The organism is Edwardsiella hoshinae NBRC 105699 = ATCC 33379, assembly GCF_000474215.1.
Classification (GTDB): domain Bacteria; phylum Pseudomonadota; class Gammaproteobacteria; order Enterobacterales; family Enterobacteriaceae; genus Edwardsiella; species Edwardsiella hoshinae.
In genome coordinates this window covers 15,512-31,524 of record NZ_BAUC01000005.1, presented here as the reverse complement: position 1 = coordinate 31,524, position 16,013 = coordinate 15,512, and the positions used below count along the sequence as shown (strand labels likewise).

The following is a 16,013-nucleotide window of genomic DNA, read 5'->3' as shown; positions in this document are numbered from 1 at the left end:
GGAGAGATGATCTACGTTTTTGGCCATAAGAACCCCGATAGCGACTCAATTTGTAGCGCACTGGTCGCCGCTCAGTGGCTTTCGGCGCGCGGCTTGCCTGCACGCGCCTGGCGTCTGGGCGCGATCACCCATGAGACGGCTTATATCCTACGCCAAGCCGAGTGCGAGCCACCGCCGCTCTTGACCGTATCGTTGCAGGATAAAGCAACCTGGGTGGTGGACTTCAGCGATGCCGAGCAGGGGCCGGATACGCTACCGCAGAGTCGTTTATTGGGGTTAATCGACCACCATCGTTTGGGTACGCTGACCAGTTGCGAGCCACTCGATGCTTGGATCCGCCGGGTCGGCAGTACGGCAACCCTATTGTGGCAGATCTTGACCCAAGAGTACGCAATGCCACCCGATCGCAGCCAAGCCATCTTGTTGCTGGGGGCCATCTTGAGCGATACCGTCGGCTTGATCTCGCCGACCACCAGCGAGGTTGATCGCCAGGCGGTCGCCGCCTTGCGTGCGGTCTGTCGTCCCGACTATGACACTTTCCTTACTGGCCTATTGGCAGCGAAGACTTGCCTAGCGGGCTACAGTGCGCCGGCGTTGTTGACCAAGGATCTGAAGCGTTTCGTGATCGGTGAGCATACGCTGGAGATCGCGCAACTGGAGGTCGCGTCAGCGCAACAGGTTGACGCCCAACTGAGGCCACTGCTGGCCTGTATGCAACAGCGTTGTCATGAACAAGGGGTGGATTACGTTATGTTGGCGATCAGCGATATTCGGCGACGTCATACGGTGCTCTATCGCGTCGCCCGCGATGGCCGCGTTTTTCCTCCCCAACCCTTACCCGGCATGCTGAGCCGCAAGAAAGAGATCTTGCCCTGGGTCAGCGCCCACCTGATTTGAGATGAGGTCCCCGATGAAGATCTATCGACACGTTTTGGTATTGGTGCATGGTCGCCACGATGGCGAGACGTTATTACCGCACGCCTGTCAGGTCGCCCGCCAAAATGAGGCCCAGTTGACGCTGGGGCATATCAGTGGCGATTTGGCCGCCATGCGCGGCATGTTGGATGTCAATCTGACGCACATGGAGCAGCAAAGTATCAATGAGACGCGCCAGTTACTGATGTCGTTAGTACACCAGCAGGCTTATCCGATCGATATGCAACAGATTGTGACCCTCGATGCCCTCGACGATGTGCGCGCTTTCGTCACCCGTCAACAGGTGGATTTATTGATGCTGGGTCATCATAACCGCACGTTAGCTAAGTTTGTCTCCAGTTCGTTTGACTTTATCAATGGCCTTGAGACTGACGTTCTAGTGAAACACCTGTAAACCTAGGAGTAGAACATGAGCTTTGTGATCGATGACATTGTCGCTCGCGAGATCCTCGACTCGCGTGGTAATCCTACGGTAGAAGTGGATGTGCACGTAACAACGGGAGAGTGGGCGCGCGCGTCGGTACCCTCTGGCGCTAGCACCGGTTCGCGCGAGGCGGTCGAACTGCGTGACGGTGATAAGGCGCGTTTCGGCGGGCGCGGCGTACAGCAGGCGGTAGCCCATGTCAACGGCCCGTTACGTGAGGCGCTGCGCGGTTATGATGTGCGCCGGCAGGCGGCGATTGACGGTTGTATGTTGGCGCTGGATGGCAGTGACAATAAGGCGGTACTGGGGGCTAACGCGATTCTTGGCGTTTCGCTGGCGTGTGCCCGGCTGGCGGCTCAGCTGACGCAGCAACCGCTGTATCGCTATATCGGTGGCCTAGGAGCCACGCTGTTGCCGGTACCCTGTATGAATATCATCAACGGTGGGGTGCATGCGCGTTGGCAAGGGGCCGATTTCCAAGAGTATATGATCGCGCCGTGGGGAGCGAGCTCGTTGCGCGAGGCGGTGCGCTGGGGCAGCGAGGTCTATCAGACGCTGCGTCAAGTGCTGTTGGATGCCGGTCTGAGCATCGGTGTTGGCGATGAAGGGGGCTTCGCGCCGCATGTGCGTAGCAACCGTGAGCCCTTGGCGTTGATCGTGCAGGCCATCGAGCAGGCCGGCTATCGTCCCGGTGAGGACATTGTGATCTGCCTCGATCCGGCCTCTAGCGAGTTCTATCAGGATGGCGTCTACCACCTGCGCAGCGAGGATCGTCGTCTCAGTGCCCAGGCGATGACCGACTACTATGCGGCATTGCTTGATGACTTTCCCATCGTGCTGTTGGAGGATGGCTTAGCCGAGGATGACTGGCCTGGCTGGCGCCATCTGAACGCCCGTTTAGGACAACGGGTCGAACTGGTTGGCGACGATCTGTTGGTCACCAATGTGCGCTATATTCAGCGCGGCATCGAGGAACAGGTGGCGAATGCGGCATTGATCAAGCTGAATCAGATCGGCACGTTGACGGAAACCATCGCGGCGGTCCAGCTGTGTCATCGTCACGACTGGGGCACCTTCATCTCTCACCGCAGCGGAGAGACAGTGGACAGCTTCATTGCCGACATGACGGTCGGGTTGTGCGCAGGCCATCTGAAGACCGGGGCGCCTTGTCGCGGTGAACGCATCGAGAAATATAACCAACTGATGCGCATCGAGGATCAACTGGGGGCGGCGGCACAGTTTGCCGGCAAACACGCTTTTAAACGCCGTTAAGCGCTCCTGATAGGCTCGGCGCGATCCTTTCACCAGGTTCGCGCCGTTTTTTTACCCCGTGTTTCCCCGTGTTTTCCCTTGTTCGTCGAACTCGTCCGGCCCTGTTTTGCACCGCCTTCTGGCCCCAATAGCGCTATGCCACGGAGAAAAGAAGTTGTCAATCTGAGGCCCGCTAACTATAGTTAGTATGATGAGAGTTTTCTGAATATTTATAATAATTTCAATATATTATTTTTATTATCTGACGGTGAGTCCAGTATGAGGCCACAGGGGAATGATGGATCTTTTTGGCGATGAGCGACAGCGCGCAATGGCGTTGTATGGCGATCCGGTGCAGCCGCGGCGGCGTTTTACCCGTCGGCGGGCGTGGTTTCTTGCGCTGCTCGGGATACTGATGGCGGTGATTACCGTCTTGCATTTCGCTTACCTCCCCCATTACGCCTTGCCGCGTTTCAATGGTTTCGCCTTCGTGCTGGAGTTAGTGGATTATTTGACGGTGTTGCTGATGTTAGTGGCGGTGCAATATTCGGCACTGGATCGTCCGGCGTATCTCTGTCTAACCTTTGGTCTCTCCCTATGGCTGTTGAGTGGTTTGCTGAATTTATTGGATGAGATTGTGGTACAGCCAGTGCTCTTGGGCGATTTGGAGGATGTGTTGCACAGTCTGGGCATGTTGATCGGCGCCTGGGGCGGCGGGTATACCCTACGTTACCTGGCTCGGGTGCGTGGTCGTTTACGTTACTTGGCAATGTTCGACGATTTGACCACGTTACCGAATCGGCGCCATTTCTACTCCTACCTGATGTCGCGTACACAACCGCGCCAGATCGGGCTGTTGATCATCGATTTGGACCACTTCAAACGGGTGAACGATGAGTTTGGTCATAGCGTCGGCGATCGGGTGTTGTTCCAATTTGGCCGCCTGTTGCGCGCCGAGTTTTCCCACCATGCGTTTCCCGCTCGTATCGGCGGCGAAGAGTTCGCCTTAGTGTTGGAGCAGACCGATCGCACGCGTTTGTTGGAGAGTGCGCAGCGCCTGTTGCAGCGCGCCAGTCTGATCCGCATCGCCGAGGAGCGGATGCTAAGTGTCAGCATCGGGGTCGGGATCAGCAGGCCCGGCGAGATGTTGGAGCCGTTTATCCACCGCGTTGACGATGCGCTCTACCAGGCGAAACGGGCCGGGCGGGGAACTTACCGTTGGAGTCCCGATGCTACACCGTACGCGCACTAGGCCGTGATGCTAGATAGAGGGCGAGGCCACGCCGGGCATGGTCATTCTCTAACCCTCAGTGGGGGGTTGGGCGGGGGACCCCATCCGCGATGTGGCGCTCAACGGCTCCCCAAAAAAACGAAGCACCGGGCCCCGCCAGGTGCTTCGTGAGAGAGAACGGTTCAGGTTAGTTAACCGTTAGTGTGAGTTTTCTCGTGGCGTTGGAGCCGGTCTTGCTATCCGAAATGGTCAATGTGTATTCCGTCTCAGGGGTTGATGCTGTCGGCGTCCCTGCTAAGGTGAGGCTGGACGGTGTTCCGCTGGGGAAAGAGAATGTTAATCCGGCGGGCAGATTCGGTGTTACCGTGACAGCATAGCTACCACTTCCCCCGGTAAAGTTAATCACCTCGAAGCTTGTCGCCTCGCCCACTTTTAGCGTCTTGCGGTAGGCCGTTTGGGTATAGGCGAATGCGCTCACCACCCCGAGGGTAAAGTTTTTGCTAACCTCGGCCCCCGACTTGCTCTCCTTCACCGTCATGGTATAGCTCGCCTCTGGGCTAAGCCCCGATGGCGTTCCGGTAATGAGGCCATTGGTGGAGTTTAGGCCCAGTCCCGTTGGCAGCGCCGGTTGTACGCGATAACTCAATGTACTACCACTGCTGGCGGCCGTTGCCGTTACCGGCGTGTAGCTAACGCTCTTACCATCCTCCGCTGTTTTACTTGGCGTAGCGACAGTTACGGTAGGGCCTTGTACCGTCGATAAGGTCAGGGTCAGCGTTCTCAGCGGGAAGGCGTTAGCATCCGTCACAGAGAGTGTATACTGCTGTGCAGTAGTGAGAGTAGCCGTATTCCCCGAGATCTCCCCGGTAGCTGGATTAATGGCTAACCCGGTCGGTAAGGTCGGAGTGATGGTCACCTTAGGCATTACCCCACCGGTGATCGTGATAGGCGAGATGCTGATCGCGTTGTCGATGGGCAACACACGGCTATAAATATTCTGAGTCACCGTGAGGGCAGCGGCCACCGCCAGGGTAAAGTTGGCTGAACTTTCTGCCCCGGTTTTGCTGTCCCGCACCGTCATGGTATAGGGCGTTGCGGTTGAACTGGCGGTTGGTGTGCCGCTGATAACGCCATTGGTTGAATTCAAGCCGAGCCCGACAGGTAAGGTGGGAGAGACGCTATAACTTACCGGGCTGCCGACAGGTGAACTCCCCGTCACCGGGATATAATCTCCAGCGGCGACGGAGGCATTCTGTGTCAGTATCTTATCCGGAACTGATACCGTGACTGTTGGCCCCGTGACCACGGATAGCCGCAAGGTGACGCTGACTGCTGGCATGCTCGTGGCATCCTTGGTGCTAAGGGTATAGCTCTGCTCCGCTGAGAGCATCGTCGGGGTGCCGTGAATGGCACCGCTGCTGGCATCAAGGGTTAGCCCTGTCGGCAAGGACGGAGAAACGCTAACGACAGGATTAAGCCCCCCGGTGATCGTGATTGGTGCAATATTGATCGCATCATTTAGTGACAATACTCGATTAAAGATATTTTGCTTAACCGAGATCGGTTGTACAAAGGTGACATCCTGGTTTTGGCTTTGCCCATTAAACGCCGCCGTTACCTGAGTCGTGCCTGCATTGCGATTGGTGAGTTGAACGCGGATCTGCCCTTGGTCATCGCTTTTCAGCGTGGTGCTCGTGAGGCTGGCGTTATTAGTAGCACTAACGGCGATATTCTGACCCTCGATCGGGTTGTGATGGGCATCTTGGAGCGTGAAGGTCACTGTGATCTGCTCGGTGCCATTCGCCAGGGCATTGTTGCTGTTGACCTGTGGCGTGCCTATAAACTTAGCCGTGGCGATATCGGCGATAAACATCACATCCTGACTCTGGCTCTGACTACCGTAGCTGGCGGTGACGCGACTGGTGCCAGCGGTGGTACTCGTCAGTGTGAACAGAGCGATCCCCTTATCGTCGGTCTTGACGCTTGGAGCCGCCGGGGTGGCTCCCGCACTGGCGCTTAACGTGACATCTTGGTTTGTCAGCGCATTGCCCTGCGCATCTTTCAAAGTAAAGGCGATACCGATTGCCGTCGTACCGTTGGCCGGAGCGTTATCATTAGTGACCGTTGGCATCCCATCAAAATGGGCTGTGCTAGGATCGGCAACAAATGTCACATCTTGACTTTGGCGCTTACCATTTATCGAGGCCGTTACACGACTGACGCCAGCAGAAGTATTGGTGAGAGCGATCTGCACCGTTCCTGCTGCATCCGTTTTAAGGGTCATCGTCGACGGTATCGCATTATTGGTGGTTGTGATAACGACATCTTGATTAGCGATCGGATGATTATTGTCATCTTTCACTGTGAAGGCGATGCGAATCTGAGCGTTACCATTCGCTAAGGCGTTATCGTTCGTCACCACTGGCGTTCCGGTAAATTGTGCGGTGCTGAGATCGGCCATAAACGTCACATCCTGGCTTTGACGCTTACCGTTGAACTCCGCTGTAACCACAGAGATACCGACAGTGTTATTAGTGAGTTCAATTTGTGCCACCCCTTGTGCATCGGTCTTCACAGTGAGGGTGTTGGGTGTCGCCCCGTTAGTGGTATTAATGGTGACATCCTGCGCCGTAATTGGGTTAGCGTTGGCATCCTTAAGTGTAAAACCCACGCTAATCTTACTGCTGCCATTTGCCAGCGCGCCATTATTGGCGACGATTGGCGTACCGACGAAGGCTGCGGTGCTTGGATCGGCGTTGAAGGTGACGTCGAAGACTTGGGTCTTGCCGTTGACGCTGACCTGGATCGCAGTCGTTCCCGCCCGGGTATTGCTCACCGTGAAGAGCGCCTGACCTTGCGCATCGGTGTCCACTGCCATGCTGGCCGGTGTCGCGCCATTGTTAGCATTAAACACCACTCGTTGATCTGGAATGAGGTTGCCGATGGCATTCTTGATCACGACGGCCATGGTTATCTGATCCTTACCGTTGGCTAATGCATTGTTATTGCTAATCGTCGGTTTACCCGCGATGGCGGCGCTGGCTCGATCCACGGCAAAGTTCACGCGCTGTTTCAGCGTGTGGCTACCGATGCTCGCCGTAACATTTACCGCGCCACTGTTTATGTTGCTGAGGGCGATCAGGGCGATACCCTGGCTATCGGTTTGTACACTGCCTTGTGTCGGTTGCGCTCCATGGTCTGTCGTGAAGCTGACCGTTTCCCCCATGAGGGGATTGCCGTGAGCATCGCTGACCGGGAAGGCCAGCGTGATCTGGCTGGTGCCATCCGCCGGTGCATTATCGTTGGTGATGGTTGGAGCCGCCGGGAAATGGGCCGATGCGCGATCGGCGACGAATGTCACCGCTTGACTCTGGCTGGCGCCATTCAGTGTCGCGGTCACCGTGGTCGTGCCGGCGCGAGTATTGGTCAGAACCATCCGAGCCTCGCCATGCGCATTGGTCTTTACCGTCGCTTGCGGCGGCTGGGCCTGGTTATCGGCGCTGATGTTGACCTCTTGAGCACTAACGGGGTCACCATTGCTATCTTTGACGCTAAAAGTGACGCCGATCGGGTCGCTGCCGTTGGCGATGGCACCATTACCGTCGACGCTCGGGGTTCCCGTCAGCGTCGCTTGGGGTTGTTGTACCCGGACGATCAGGGGGACATCATGCGACTGGTTACCCTTGGTATCAAATGCCACCGCATACAGGTAATAAACGTTGTCCACGCGATTACCGTTGGCGCTGCGGTTGGGTGTTCGGTAGGGCGGCAGAGTGAGGCGGAAATGCGTCTTGTCTACAGCATCAATGCGGCCGCCAGCGGCCAGCAGGCTGTCGCCGGAGAGCATGACACGGTCTAGCCCATACTTGCTCTGTATGGTTGTGGTGAGCAGATGGCGACTTCCCGGCAGCCCTTGGATTACTGAGCTAGAGAGCGCTAGCTTAATCACTTGTTGCTTCTGATACTCTAGTACGATGCTGTTATTGCGATCGACCAGATCGTAACGGCTCTCTGCTACCTGGCGTGTCGCCGCCAGCGCACTGGGTGAGATCTGTGATAGCCAGCTTTCCCCTGGGCGATAGGTGAGTTGTAGGTTGAATTGGGTATCGTTTTGACCACTTTTACCTAGGCGCTCATCGACGCCGATGGTCAGCAGCGGGAAGGGGGTATAGTTGACGCCAATAGTCAAGGCATGCGGGTTATGTTGCAGGTTATCCTTACCGAACAGTGCCACATCCTCACCGAAGTATTTCTCGTAGACCAATTTGCCACCTAACTGCGGCAAGGCTGGTAGCCAACCATTGGCTCGAATATCGAAGCCATTGGCGGGGCGTTCATTATAATCGGCGAAGTCACGCGATTGATGCCAGTTATTGAGTCGTAGGTAGCCGTTGAATGCCAGTTGGAAATAATCGGTTCGGGCCTCTATCCCCATACCGAGGCGGTTATTACTCCCGGTCAGATCATAGTCATAAAACGTATTGGCTCCCCACAGCCAGTTGTTGTGCAGGGTGCGTGCACCGACCCCGATGTTGATCGTGTTGCGTTGATCTTTGTTGTGTGCCCCAAGCTGGCTGAACAGGGTGAGCGCGGGGGTATCATAGAATGGCAACAGCCAGTCGAGCGCGCTGCCTTCTAGAGAAAAGCGAGGATCGACATTTAATTGTACCCGTGCCGTACCATATTGACTCAACCATTTTTGCACTTCTTGTGTTGCCGCGCTGGTGGTCAACGAACGCAGCATGCCGGCGGCCGCATCATAGGATTGCGAGCCTGTACTGGGCATGTTGGCCTGCGGGAAGGCTTCGGGCGAGGAGGATGTGCTACGCGCGGCGGTATGCGCCGGTACCGGGGAGGATGGCAGCGCCGGTTTTTGCCGCGGAATATCGATCTCGTCGCCGGGTTTCACCTGCTCGAAGCCCCGAGCGAAGATACGATATTGATTGACGCGTTTTAATTGCGTCACGCTGAGGCCCAGCTTGGCAGCGACTGTCTGCACGTTTTCCCCAGCCGCCAAAACATAGGGTTGTGTGGCGACCGACGATAAGGCGGCATCGTTTTTATTGTGCATCGATGCCGCCATCGCCGGGCTAAAGGCGGTGCTCAAGGGAAACAGCAACTGACAAGAAATATTTACCCAAGCACTAATTTGGTATAGCCGAGCTCGGCCGGCCAAAGTGCCAGGTGGCCTTTTATTGGGCTTTCTTAATCGATATGACACCTTTATCTCCTTACTAACGGATATGAGGGAAGTGACCCAGGGGGTAATGCGGGTAAATGGCATCGGCTATGACAATAAGGCCGACGCCAATGGCATTACGCTTTAACGAACGCGTGGGTTTCACATAGGTTCATCGTGACTGCTTACCTCGAAGGCAGTTTCGCTCGCTAGCAGGCTCAATACAGCTGCCTCGCCATGGTCGGTTGACACGGCGGGGGCGGAGTTCGAGACGGAGACGAGGGGCGCGCTGTCGTCGGGGACTAATTTGATGGCGTTGGTCTCTTCGCTTATCTCACCGGCGGCGTTGGTCATCTTAAGGCAGTACTCATAGTCGCCGGCGGGGTAGGGGGCGGTGAGGAGCGACCAGTTGCCGTTCTGATCCGCCTGTGTGCGATAGATAGCTTCATCGAGAGTGATTTCGATCTGGGCATGCGCCTCGGCAACGCCAGCTAGCTCAACGGGAGAGGTGCTCTCTTCGGGCTGAGAAGGCGTGCTAATGTTGCTGACAACCTCAAATGTGCCGCTGGTTGTGCTGCTGTTTCCTGCGATGTCGCTAATCTCGAGCGTGTATTCATGACTGCCCAAGGGAAATGGCGTGTTGTGTTGGTAATGCCAACTGCCATCGGGATTGAGCGTGACATCATATTTTTGTTCGTCACCGGCGAAGGAGATGGTTATTTTCACCTCCGTCTCGCTAGCCGTGCCGCTGAATATAGGTATTGAGGTATCGGTGATATCACTATGATCCGCGTTGGCTACCGTAATATCCTCCACCTCCGGCGCTATCGTATCGATCACAAGATGGCCCGAGGTAGTCGCCTGATTACCGGCGATATCGCTCACGGTGATGGTATAGGTGTTATTCCCGTTGGGCAGCGCGTCACTGATCGTCAATGACCACGTCCCATGCTCATCGGCGCGGGTAGCGTAGGTATAGTTATTGATGACCAGCGTGACTGTTGCGCCGGGTTCCGTGCTCCCGGTTAATGTTGGGGTGGCGACATTGGTGATATCGTCGCCGACATTGCCGCTGTCATCGGCCGGACGTAGCGTGGCCGAGGCGTTGGGGGGGAGGGTATCCAGGGTGATATGGCCCGTGACGGCGCTTGAGGTGTTGCCCGCGCTATCGATGATGCCGATCGAATAGGCGTTATCCCCTTCGGTCAATGGCGTGGGAACAACGAACGACCAGGAGCCATCGTTGCCCGCCGTGATGGTATGGGTGATGCCATTGAGCGTTAGCATCACTTTGGCATTCGGTTCGCTGATGCCCGTTAGTGTCGGCGTGGTGACATTGGTGATGTAGTCACCGATGACTCCGCTGTCGCTGTCAGTGGCGAGGTTCAGCGTGGGGGGGAGTGCGCTGGTGTCGATCACCACCTCTCCCGCGGCATAGTTGACTTTATCCCCTAAGGTGGCGCTTACCGCATAGTGATAAGTATTGTCTGGCAGCGTGCTGTCCAGCGTGATGGACCACTTACCGTTACTGTCCGCCGTCGTAGTATATTTTTCGCCATTAATTACCAGGCTGATCTCCGCATTAGCGGCGGTATTTCCAGCAAAGGTCGGCAGGCTGACATTGGTGATATTATCGTGCGGATTGCCCGAGTTACTGTTGATGGCGAGATCGGCGCTGACGTCGATGGTATCAATCATAAAACTGCCATTGATGGTCGTTTTATTGCCGGCCGCATCGCTGGCGGTGACCTGGTAATTAATCGTGCTGTTGATGGCGAATGCGCCGTTATCAAACGTATAAGACCAGTTGCCGTTGGCATCGGCGGAAGTCTGATAGGTGATGCCGCCGATTAAGATGGTTACTAGAGCCAGAGCCTCGGTTTTTCCCTGGAGCGTGACGTCGGGATGGTTGACGACGTTGTTGCTGCCACTCGCCGGGGCCAGTACTTCGGCGGTCAATACGTCTGGCGTCTTGCTATCGACGATGAAATGGCCGTTGAAGGTATTGGTAACCCCGGCGGCGGTCTTCTCGACTAAGGTGAAGGTATATTTGCCGTTGCCCAGGGCATCAGGCACCTTAAATGTCCAGGTGCCTAATGCCGTGACGGGCACATGATAACTGTGGTTGTTGATATAAAGGGTCAGCGTAGAGCCAGCTGTTGCCGATCCCGATAAGGTTGGCGAGGCATCGGCTGTCTCCGTCATGGAGTTTTCGCCGGTGATACTGACGGCATCCAGCTTGCCGGACAGGGTATTAATGGTCACATAGGAGGTATAGCTATTGGTGTTACCGACAAAGTCGGTCACGCTGACGGTGTAGTTATAGCTGTAGCCCGGCGATAGGGTAACCGGTAGCGTGAAGGACCAGGAACCGTTGCTATTGACTGCTATGCCGGAATAGGTGATGCCGTCGATAGTCAGCGCGACTTTAGACTGGGCTAACTGAGACGGGGTGAGTGCAGGGCTCGTCACCCGTCCACTCAGCATTGGGCTGGTGTCGCTGGTCGTTTTGTCGCCGATGATGCCGGTATCGCTGCCCGCGGCGATATCGGCAGAGATATCCGGTTTATCGGTGATAAAATGAAACTTGATTGTCGTTGATGTCGTGTTCCCGGCCGCATCGGTTTCTTTGAAGGTGATGTATTGAGTGGTATTCCCCGCCTGAATAAATCCGGCTGGCACATAGAAAAACCACTTGCGCGATTCCGGGATAGTGATGGTGTATGAGCGGCTACCGATGGCGATGTTTAGCGTTGCCCCAGCCTCTCCCCAACCCTCAATGGTTGGAGTATAGGTACTGCTGTAACGTCCCCCGTAGCCGTCGGAAAACTTGATCCCGGTTAGCGGTGCGACCTCTGTATCGAGGGTAATGCTGCCCGTTGCGCTGGCGTTATTTCCCGCGACATCGGTGATGGTTACCGTGTAATCATTTTGGCCTTCGCTCAGGGCGTGGGTGATGGCAATGCTCCACTCACCTGCACTGTTGGCCGTAGTCTGATATGCGCTGCCATCGATCGTAATCACGACGGTCGCATAGGGTTCGGTGAGACCGGTCAGGACGGGCTGTTTGACGTTGGTGATCTCGTCGCCGACGATGCCGGAGTCGGACTGGGCCTCTAGATTCACGGCGATACTGGGGGCGATGGTATCGATGGTGAAAGAGCCAGAGTAGAGCCCCATCGTACCGTCCGGCGCCGTAGCCGTGACGCTGTAATCATGTACGCCGTCTACAAAATCGTTGGCGAAATCGATCGACCAGTTCCCATGACTATCTGTGGTTGTGGTGTAGGTCACCCCGGCCAAGGTGAGTAGGATGACCGCATTGGCCACTGAGGTGCCCGTCAGGATCGGGCGCGGGTTACTGGTGATGTTATCGCCGAGGGTGCCAGAATCGGTGCTGGTATCAAGTCCGGCGGTGACGCCGATCTGCGCCACGGCATCTTTATTTTGGATAATTACCTGATCGTGGATGACGGTTTGATTGCCCGCGCTATCCGTTGCGCTGATCGTATAAGGCCACTCCTTATTGGCCAGAGCGACCGGCACAGAGAAGCTCCACTGCCCGTCTGGATTGACGATCAGAGTATAGGTGGCATCGGCGATGCTGAGGGTTATCGTCGAGCCCGCTTCGGCCGTGCCGGAAAAAATGGGTTGGCTATTGCCGATTACGTTATCGCCATAAAGGGTATTGCTCAAGTCGAGTTTACTGGTTAGTGCCGGCGCACTGGTGTCAATGGTCAATGCGCCGCTGTAGCTGGTGTGATTACCGGCGACATCGCTGGCATTCACGGTATAGTCATATTTCCCCTCGGCCAGCGCACTTGGCAGGGTGAAGTGCCAGTTGCCTGAGGCATCGGCGTTAAAGGTATAGGTGGTCCCATTGATAACTAACGTCATGGCGGCACCCGCCTCTGCCGTTCCCGTCAGGGTTGGCGTGGTGTCATGTGTGATGAAATCGCCTTGCACACCGCTATCGGACTGGCCGTCCAGCGTGGCGGTAATGGTCTGGGCGACGGTATCAATCACGACCACGCCATTGATGGTCGTGCTATTACCGGCGCTGTCAGCGGCGCTCACCGTATAGCTGTTTCCTCCCTCGGCAAGATCGTGAGTGACGGCGATACTCCAATTGCCCTGCGCGTCGGCCGTGGTAGAGTAAGTCGCCGAGCCGATGGTCAGGGTCAGTTGTGCGAACGGCGCAGTAGTGCCGCTGAACAGGGGGGATGTGACGCGGGTAATGTTGTCACCGACGATCCCGGTATCGCTGTTTGCGCTCAATGCGGCGGTTAACGGTACATGTTGGCCTAACGTAACCTCATGCTGACCATTCCCGGTGGGAGAGGGCGGTTCGTTAGCAGGGGAGGACGAACCACCGCCGCCATCGTCTAGCGGTTTCTTTTTCTTTGCCGGGGCCGTTCCTGGCGGCGGTGCCGGCTCCGGCGTTTGAGGCTCAACGAGCGTTTCATTAGCGCACAGCGTCGATTTCTCGACTTGCAGTTGCACTTTCTCCTCATGCGCCGCCTGCTTTTCGCTCTCGCTCAATTGTTCTCTGAGCTGCTTATTCTCGGCGAGTAATGCGGCGAGTTTCTCGGCCTGAGCTCGCTCTTGTGCGTTATCGGATGTGGTAGGATCGGCAGAGGTTCCTGCTGCGGCATCGACCGCGCTTTCGACATCATTACCGTCGAGCAAGGAGCCGAGTACGGCGACATCGAGTCCCAGCTTAGAGGCATCGATAGAGTTGACGATCGCTGTCGTCTCGATTCCTTGTCCATCACTGTTTAAGAGTTTAAGCGTACCGGTCAGGATATCGGGTAAGCCATCGACAATTCTTATCCGCTCACCTTGTGTATCGGTGACGATGACATCGAACCCAGAGACCTTCAGCTTTTCAACACGGATATTTTCTGAATCGAAATTGTTTACATTAATTGATTTCATATCATCAACTCATCTTAATAGAATAATAAACGATGCCAGGCTGTCCCCAGGCGACAGCACGATAGTGTTGATACGTTATTCTGCTAAGCCTCCTTGTGGCTTTACCGTTATTGGCACTGTTGGACGTGGTGTGTTAATGAATATCTTTTTATGTTTTCCAGTGTTGGAAATATTGATAAGTGTGGTTGCTATGCGATTCACGTCGGCATTATGGCTGGCAATGATAAAAATGGCGTCATGATGTTGCGCGATTAAATGACGCAGAAAGTCTAGGCCCTCATCATCAGACATGAATGAGGTCGGTTCATCTAAGATAATAAGAGACGGCTGTTTCTCCAATAACATTGAGATGATGATCTTTTGCCGCTCTCCTGCCGAGAAATTAAGCGCATCGGCATCAACATCATCCAGAATGTTGATATCTACGGTCATCGCTGGACAGCAGTATTTGATAATGGCGAGAATGCGGCCAGTATCATGTATGCCGTACAAATTAAAGTTAAAGCGTAGCGTCCCCTTAAAAAACTGTAAGGCTGGTTGGTAGTAAGCTATTTGGCGTTGGAAAGTTAACGCATCAATGTTATGGATATTCACCTGATTGTAGCGAATTGCGCCATGGGGCAAGGCAGCTTGCGCGATGATTGCGCGGAGCAACGTGCTTTTACCAACGCCGACTTTACCCACTACGCCGACCACATTCCCGCGGGTAAAGTTGGCGTTATAACCTGCTAGGGTCGCGTGACCATGTGGTTCAATGGTAATATTTTCCAGCGTTAACTGCTCGATTTTATCTAAGTGGAGCTGGTTGGCATTGGCCAAAACGATATGCTGTGTCAGCTTTGTTAGGCTTGCTTTTATCTGGTGGAGATTGACTTTGACACTATAGCAACCATTGACCGAGGCTATCATTGCGGCAGAGAGACGAGAGTTAATGATCATCACTGCGATGATCGTGGCGATCGATAAACTTCCTGTGTTGATTGCTAGGTAGCAAGCGATATACATCAGGACCATAGAGATAAAAGTATTTAACTTAAGGATCTCCGCCCAACGATTATTATGTAAATCTAGTTGATGGCTCAGTTTTTCGCTGGCCAAGGATTTTACGTAGAAAGCATGACGTAAGGTGTCAAAATTAGTAAAGCGGACTTGCTGCCGATTATTGTGCAGGGAGATGCTATCAATTAAACGGTCATTGTTTATGGCGATACTTTTGAGGCTGCTTTCATAGGACTGAAAGCGTGCATAAACGCAGAAAATGGCAAACCCAAGGTAATATAAGAAGAGGATGATACTATATTCTCCGAGGAGCAGGACAATACAAATCAGAAAGACCAAGAGTAAGGCGACGTCAACCATGAGCGAGGAGATAGCTTTCCAATAGCTTACGCTGGAGAGCTCGATGGCTCGAGTGGTTGATGGGGCGCTATCATCGCTAGTTATCGTGAGAATGTACATAAGCAACTTGCTGATTTTTATTGAATTATCATGAGTTGCTCTTACGACAGTCTTATATACCGAGGTCTTCAGGAAAGCTTCCAGTAGAGCGAAGAAAATAAAAAAAATCGTAATGTAAAGCACGGATGTCAATGATGAGCTGTAAACCAGTCTAGAGTTAAATAAGTTACTGTAGAATGGCAATAAAAGGGAAAATGCCACCAGTGGTAGAAAAAATAAATTCGCGCCACTGATTCTTTTCTTTATTGTGGCGTAGAGCGCTTCAGCCTCTAAGGTTTTCGGTTGTTCTCTTAATATGATGATCTTCTTGCCAATGAAAGACTGGGGTGCCTGCTGTTTATGTTGAGATAGACAACAAAAATCACTGATGATACGCTCATAAACAAGAAAGTCATTACCCTTCTCCTCAACGATGAAGATCTCTGGTAATTCAGCATGACTACGGCAGATGAAGCTATGCAACTTATAGTTGAAATAGTCATCGGAGATGTAATCATGAGGATGTTCAAAAAAATCGGCAGCAAGTGTTTTATCTCGCGTAGATAATTGAATGCCGTTTTTTTGACAATAAATACGGATGGCGTCTATTAACATAG

General features: G+C 54.3%; 7 protein-coding genes. 4 read left to right on the top strand and 3 right to left on the bottom strand.

The window, feature by feature from the left end:
- The first annotated feature begins 6 nt into the window (after positions 1–6).
- The 4 genes from EHO01S_RS02455 (at position 7) to EHO01S_RS02440 (ending at position 3,863) form a co-directional block, all read left to right on the top strand.
- Positions 7–897, top strand: coding sequence for a DHHA2 domain-containing protein (locus EHO01S_RS02455; protein WP_024522467.1), 891 nt, complete (start codon positions 7–9; stop codon positions 895–897).
- A gap of 13 nt (positions 898–910) precedes the next feature.
- Complete coding sequence (locus tag EHO01S_RS02450; RefSeq protein ID WP_024522466.1) at positions 911–1,330, top strand: universal stress protein; 420 nt, start codon at positions 911–913, stop codon at positions 1,328–1,330.
- Between the two features lie 15 nt (positions 1,331–1,345).
- Positions 1,346–2,632 (top strand): phosphopyruvate hydratase, encoded by a 1,287-nt coding sequence (eno, locus tag EHO01S_RS02445; RefSeq protein ID WP_024522465.1) that lies wholly within the window; start codon positions 1,346–1,348, stop codon positions 2,630–2,632.
- 274 nt (positions 2,633–2,906) lie between these two features.
- A complete protein-coding gene (locus tag EHO01S_RS02440) occupies positions 2,907–3,863 on the top strand; it encodes a GGDEF domain-containing protein (RefSeq protein ID WP_081702225.1) in 957 nt (318 codons plus the stop codon).
- Between the two features lie 166 nt (positions 3,864–4,029).
- Here EHO01S_RS02440 and EHO01S_RS17925 read toward each other — a convergent pair whose 3' ends face one another.
- The 3 genes from EHO01S_RS17925 to EHO01S_RS02425 all read right to left on the bottom strand — a co-directional run bounded on the left by EHO01S_RS17925 (position 4,030) and on the right by EHO01S_RS02425 (position 16,011).
- Positions 4,030–8,913, bottom strand: a complete 4,884-nt coding sequence (locus EHO01S_RS17925; protein WP_162147376.1) for an Ig-like domain-containing protein — start codon at positions 8,911–8,913, stop codon at positions 4,030–4,032.
- A gap of 270 nt (positions 8,914–9,183) precedes the next feature.
- The gene (locus EHO01S_RS02430; protein ID WP_024522462.1) at positions 9,184–13,959 is read right to left on the bottom strand and encodes an Ig-like domain-containing protein; all 4,776 of its coding nucleotides are present in this window, start codon (positions 13,957–13,959) and stop codon (positions 9,184–9,186) included.
- A gap of 75 nt (positions 13,960–14,034) precedes the next feature.
- On the bottom strand, positions 14,035–16,011 hold the full coding sequence (locus tag EHO01S_RS02425; protein ID WP_024522461.1) for an ATP-binding cassette domain-containing protein: 1,977 nt from the start codon (positions 16,009–16,011) through the stop codon (positions 14,035–14,037).
- Positions 16,012–16,013 lie beyond the last annotated feature (2 nt).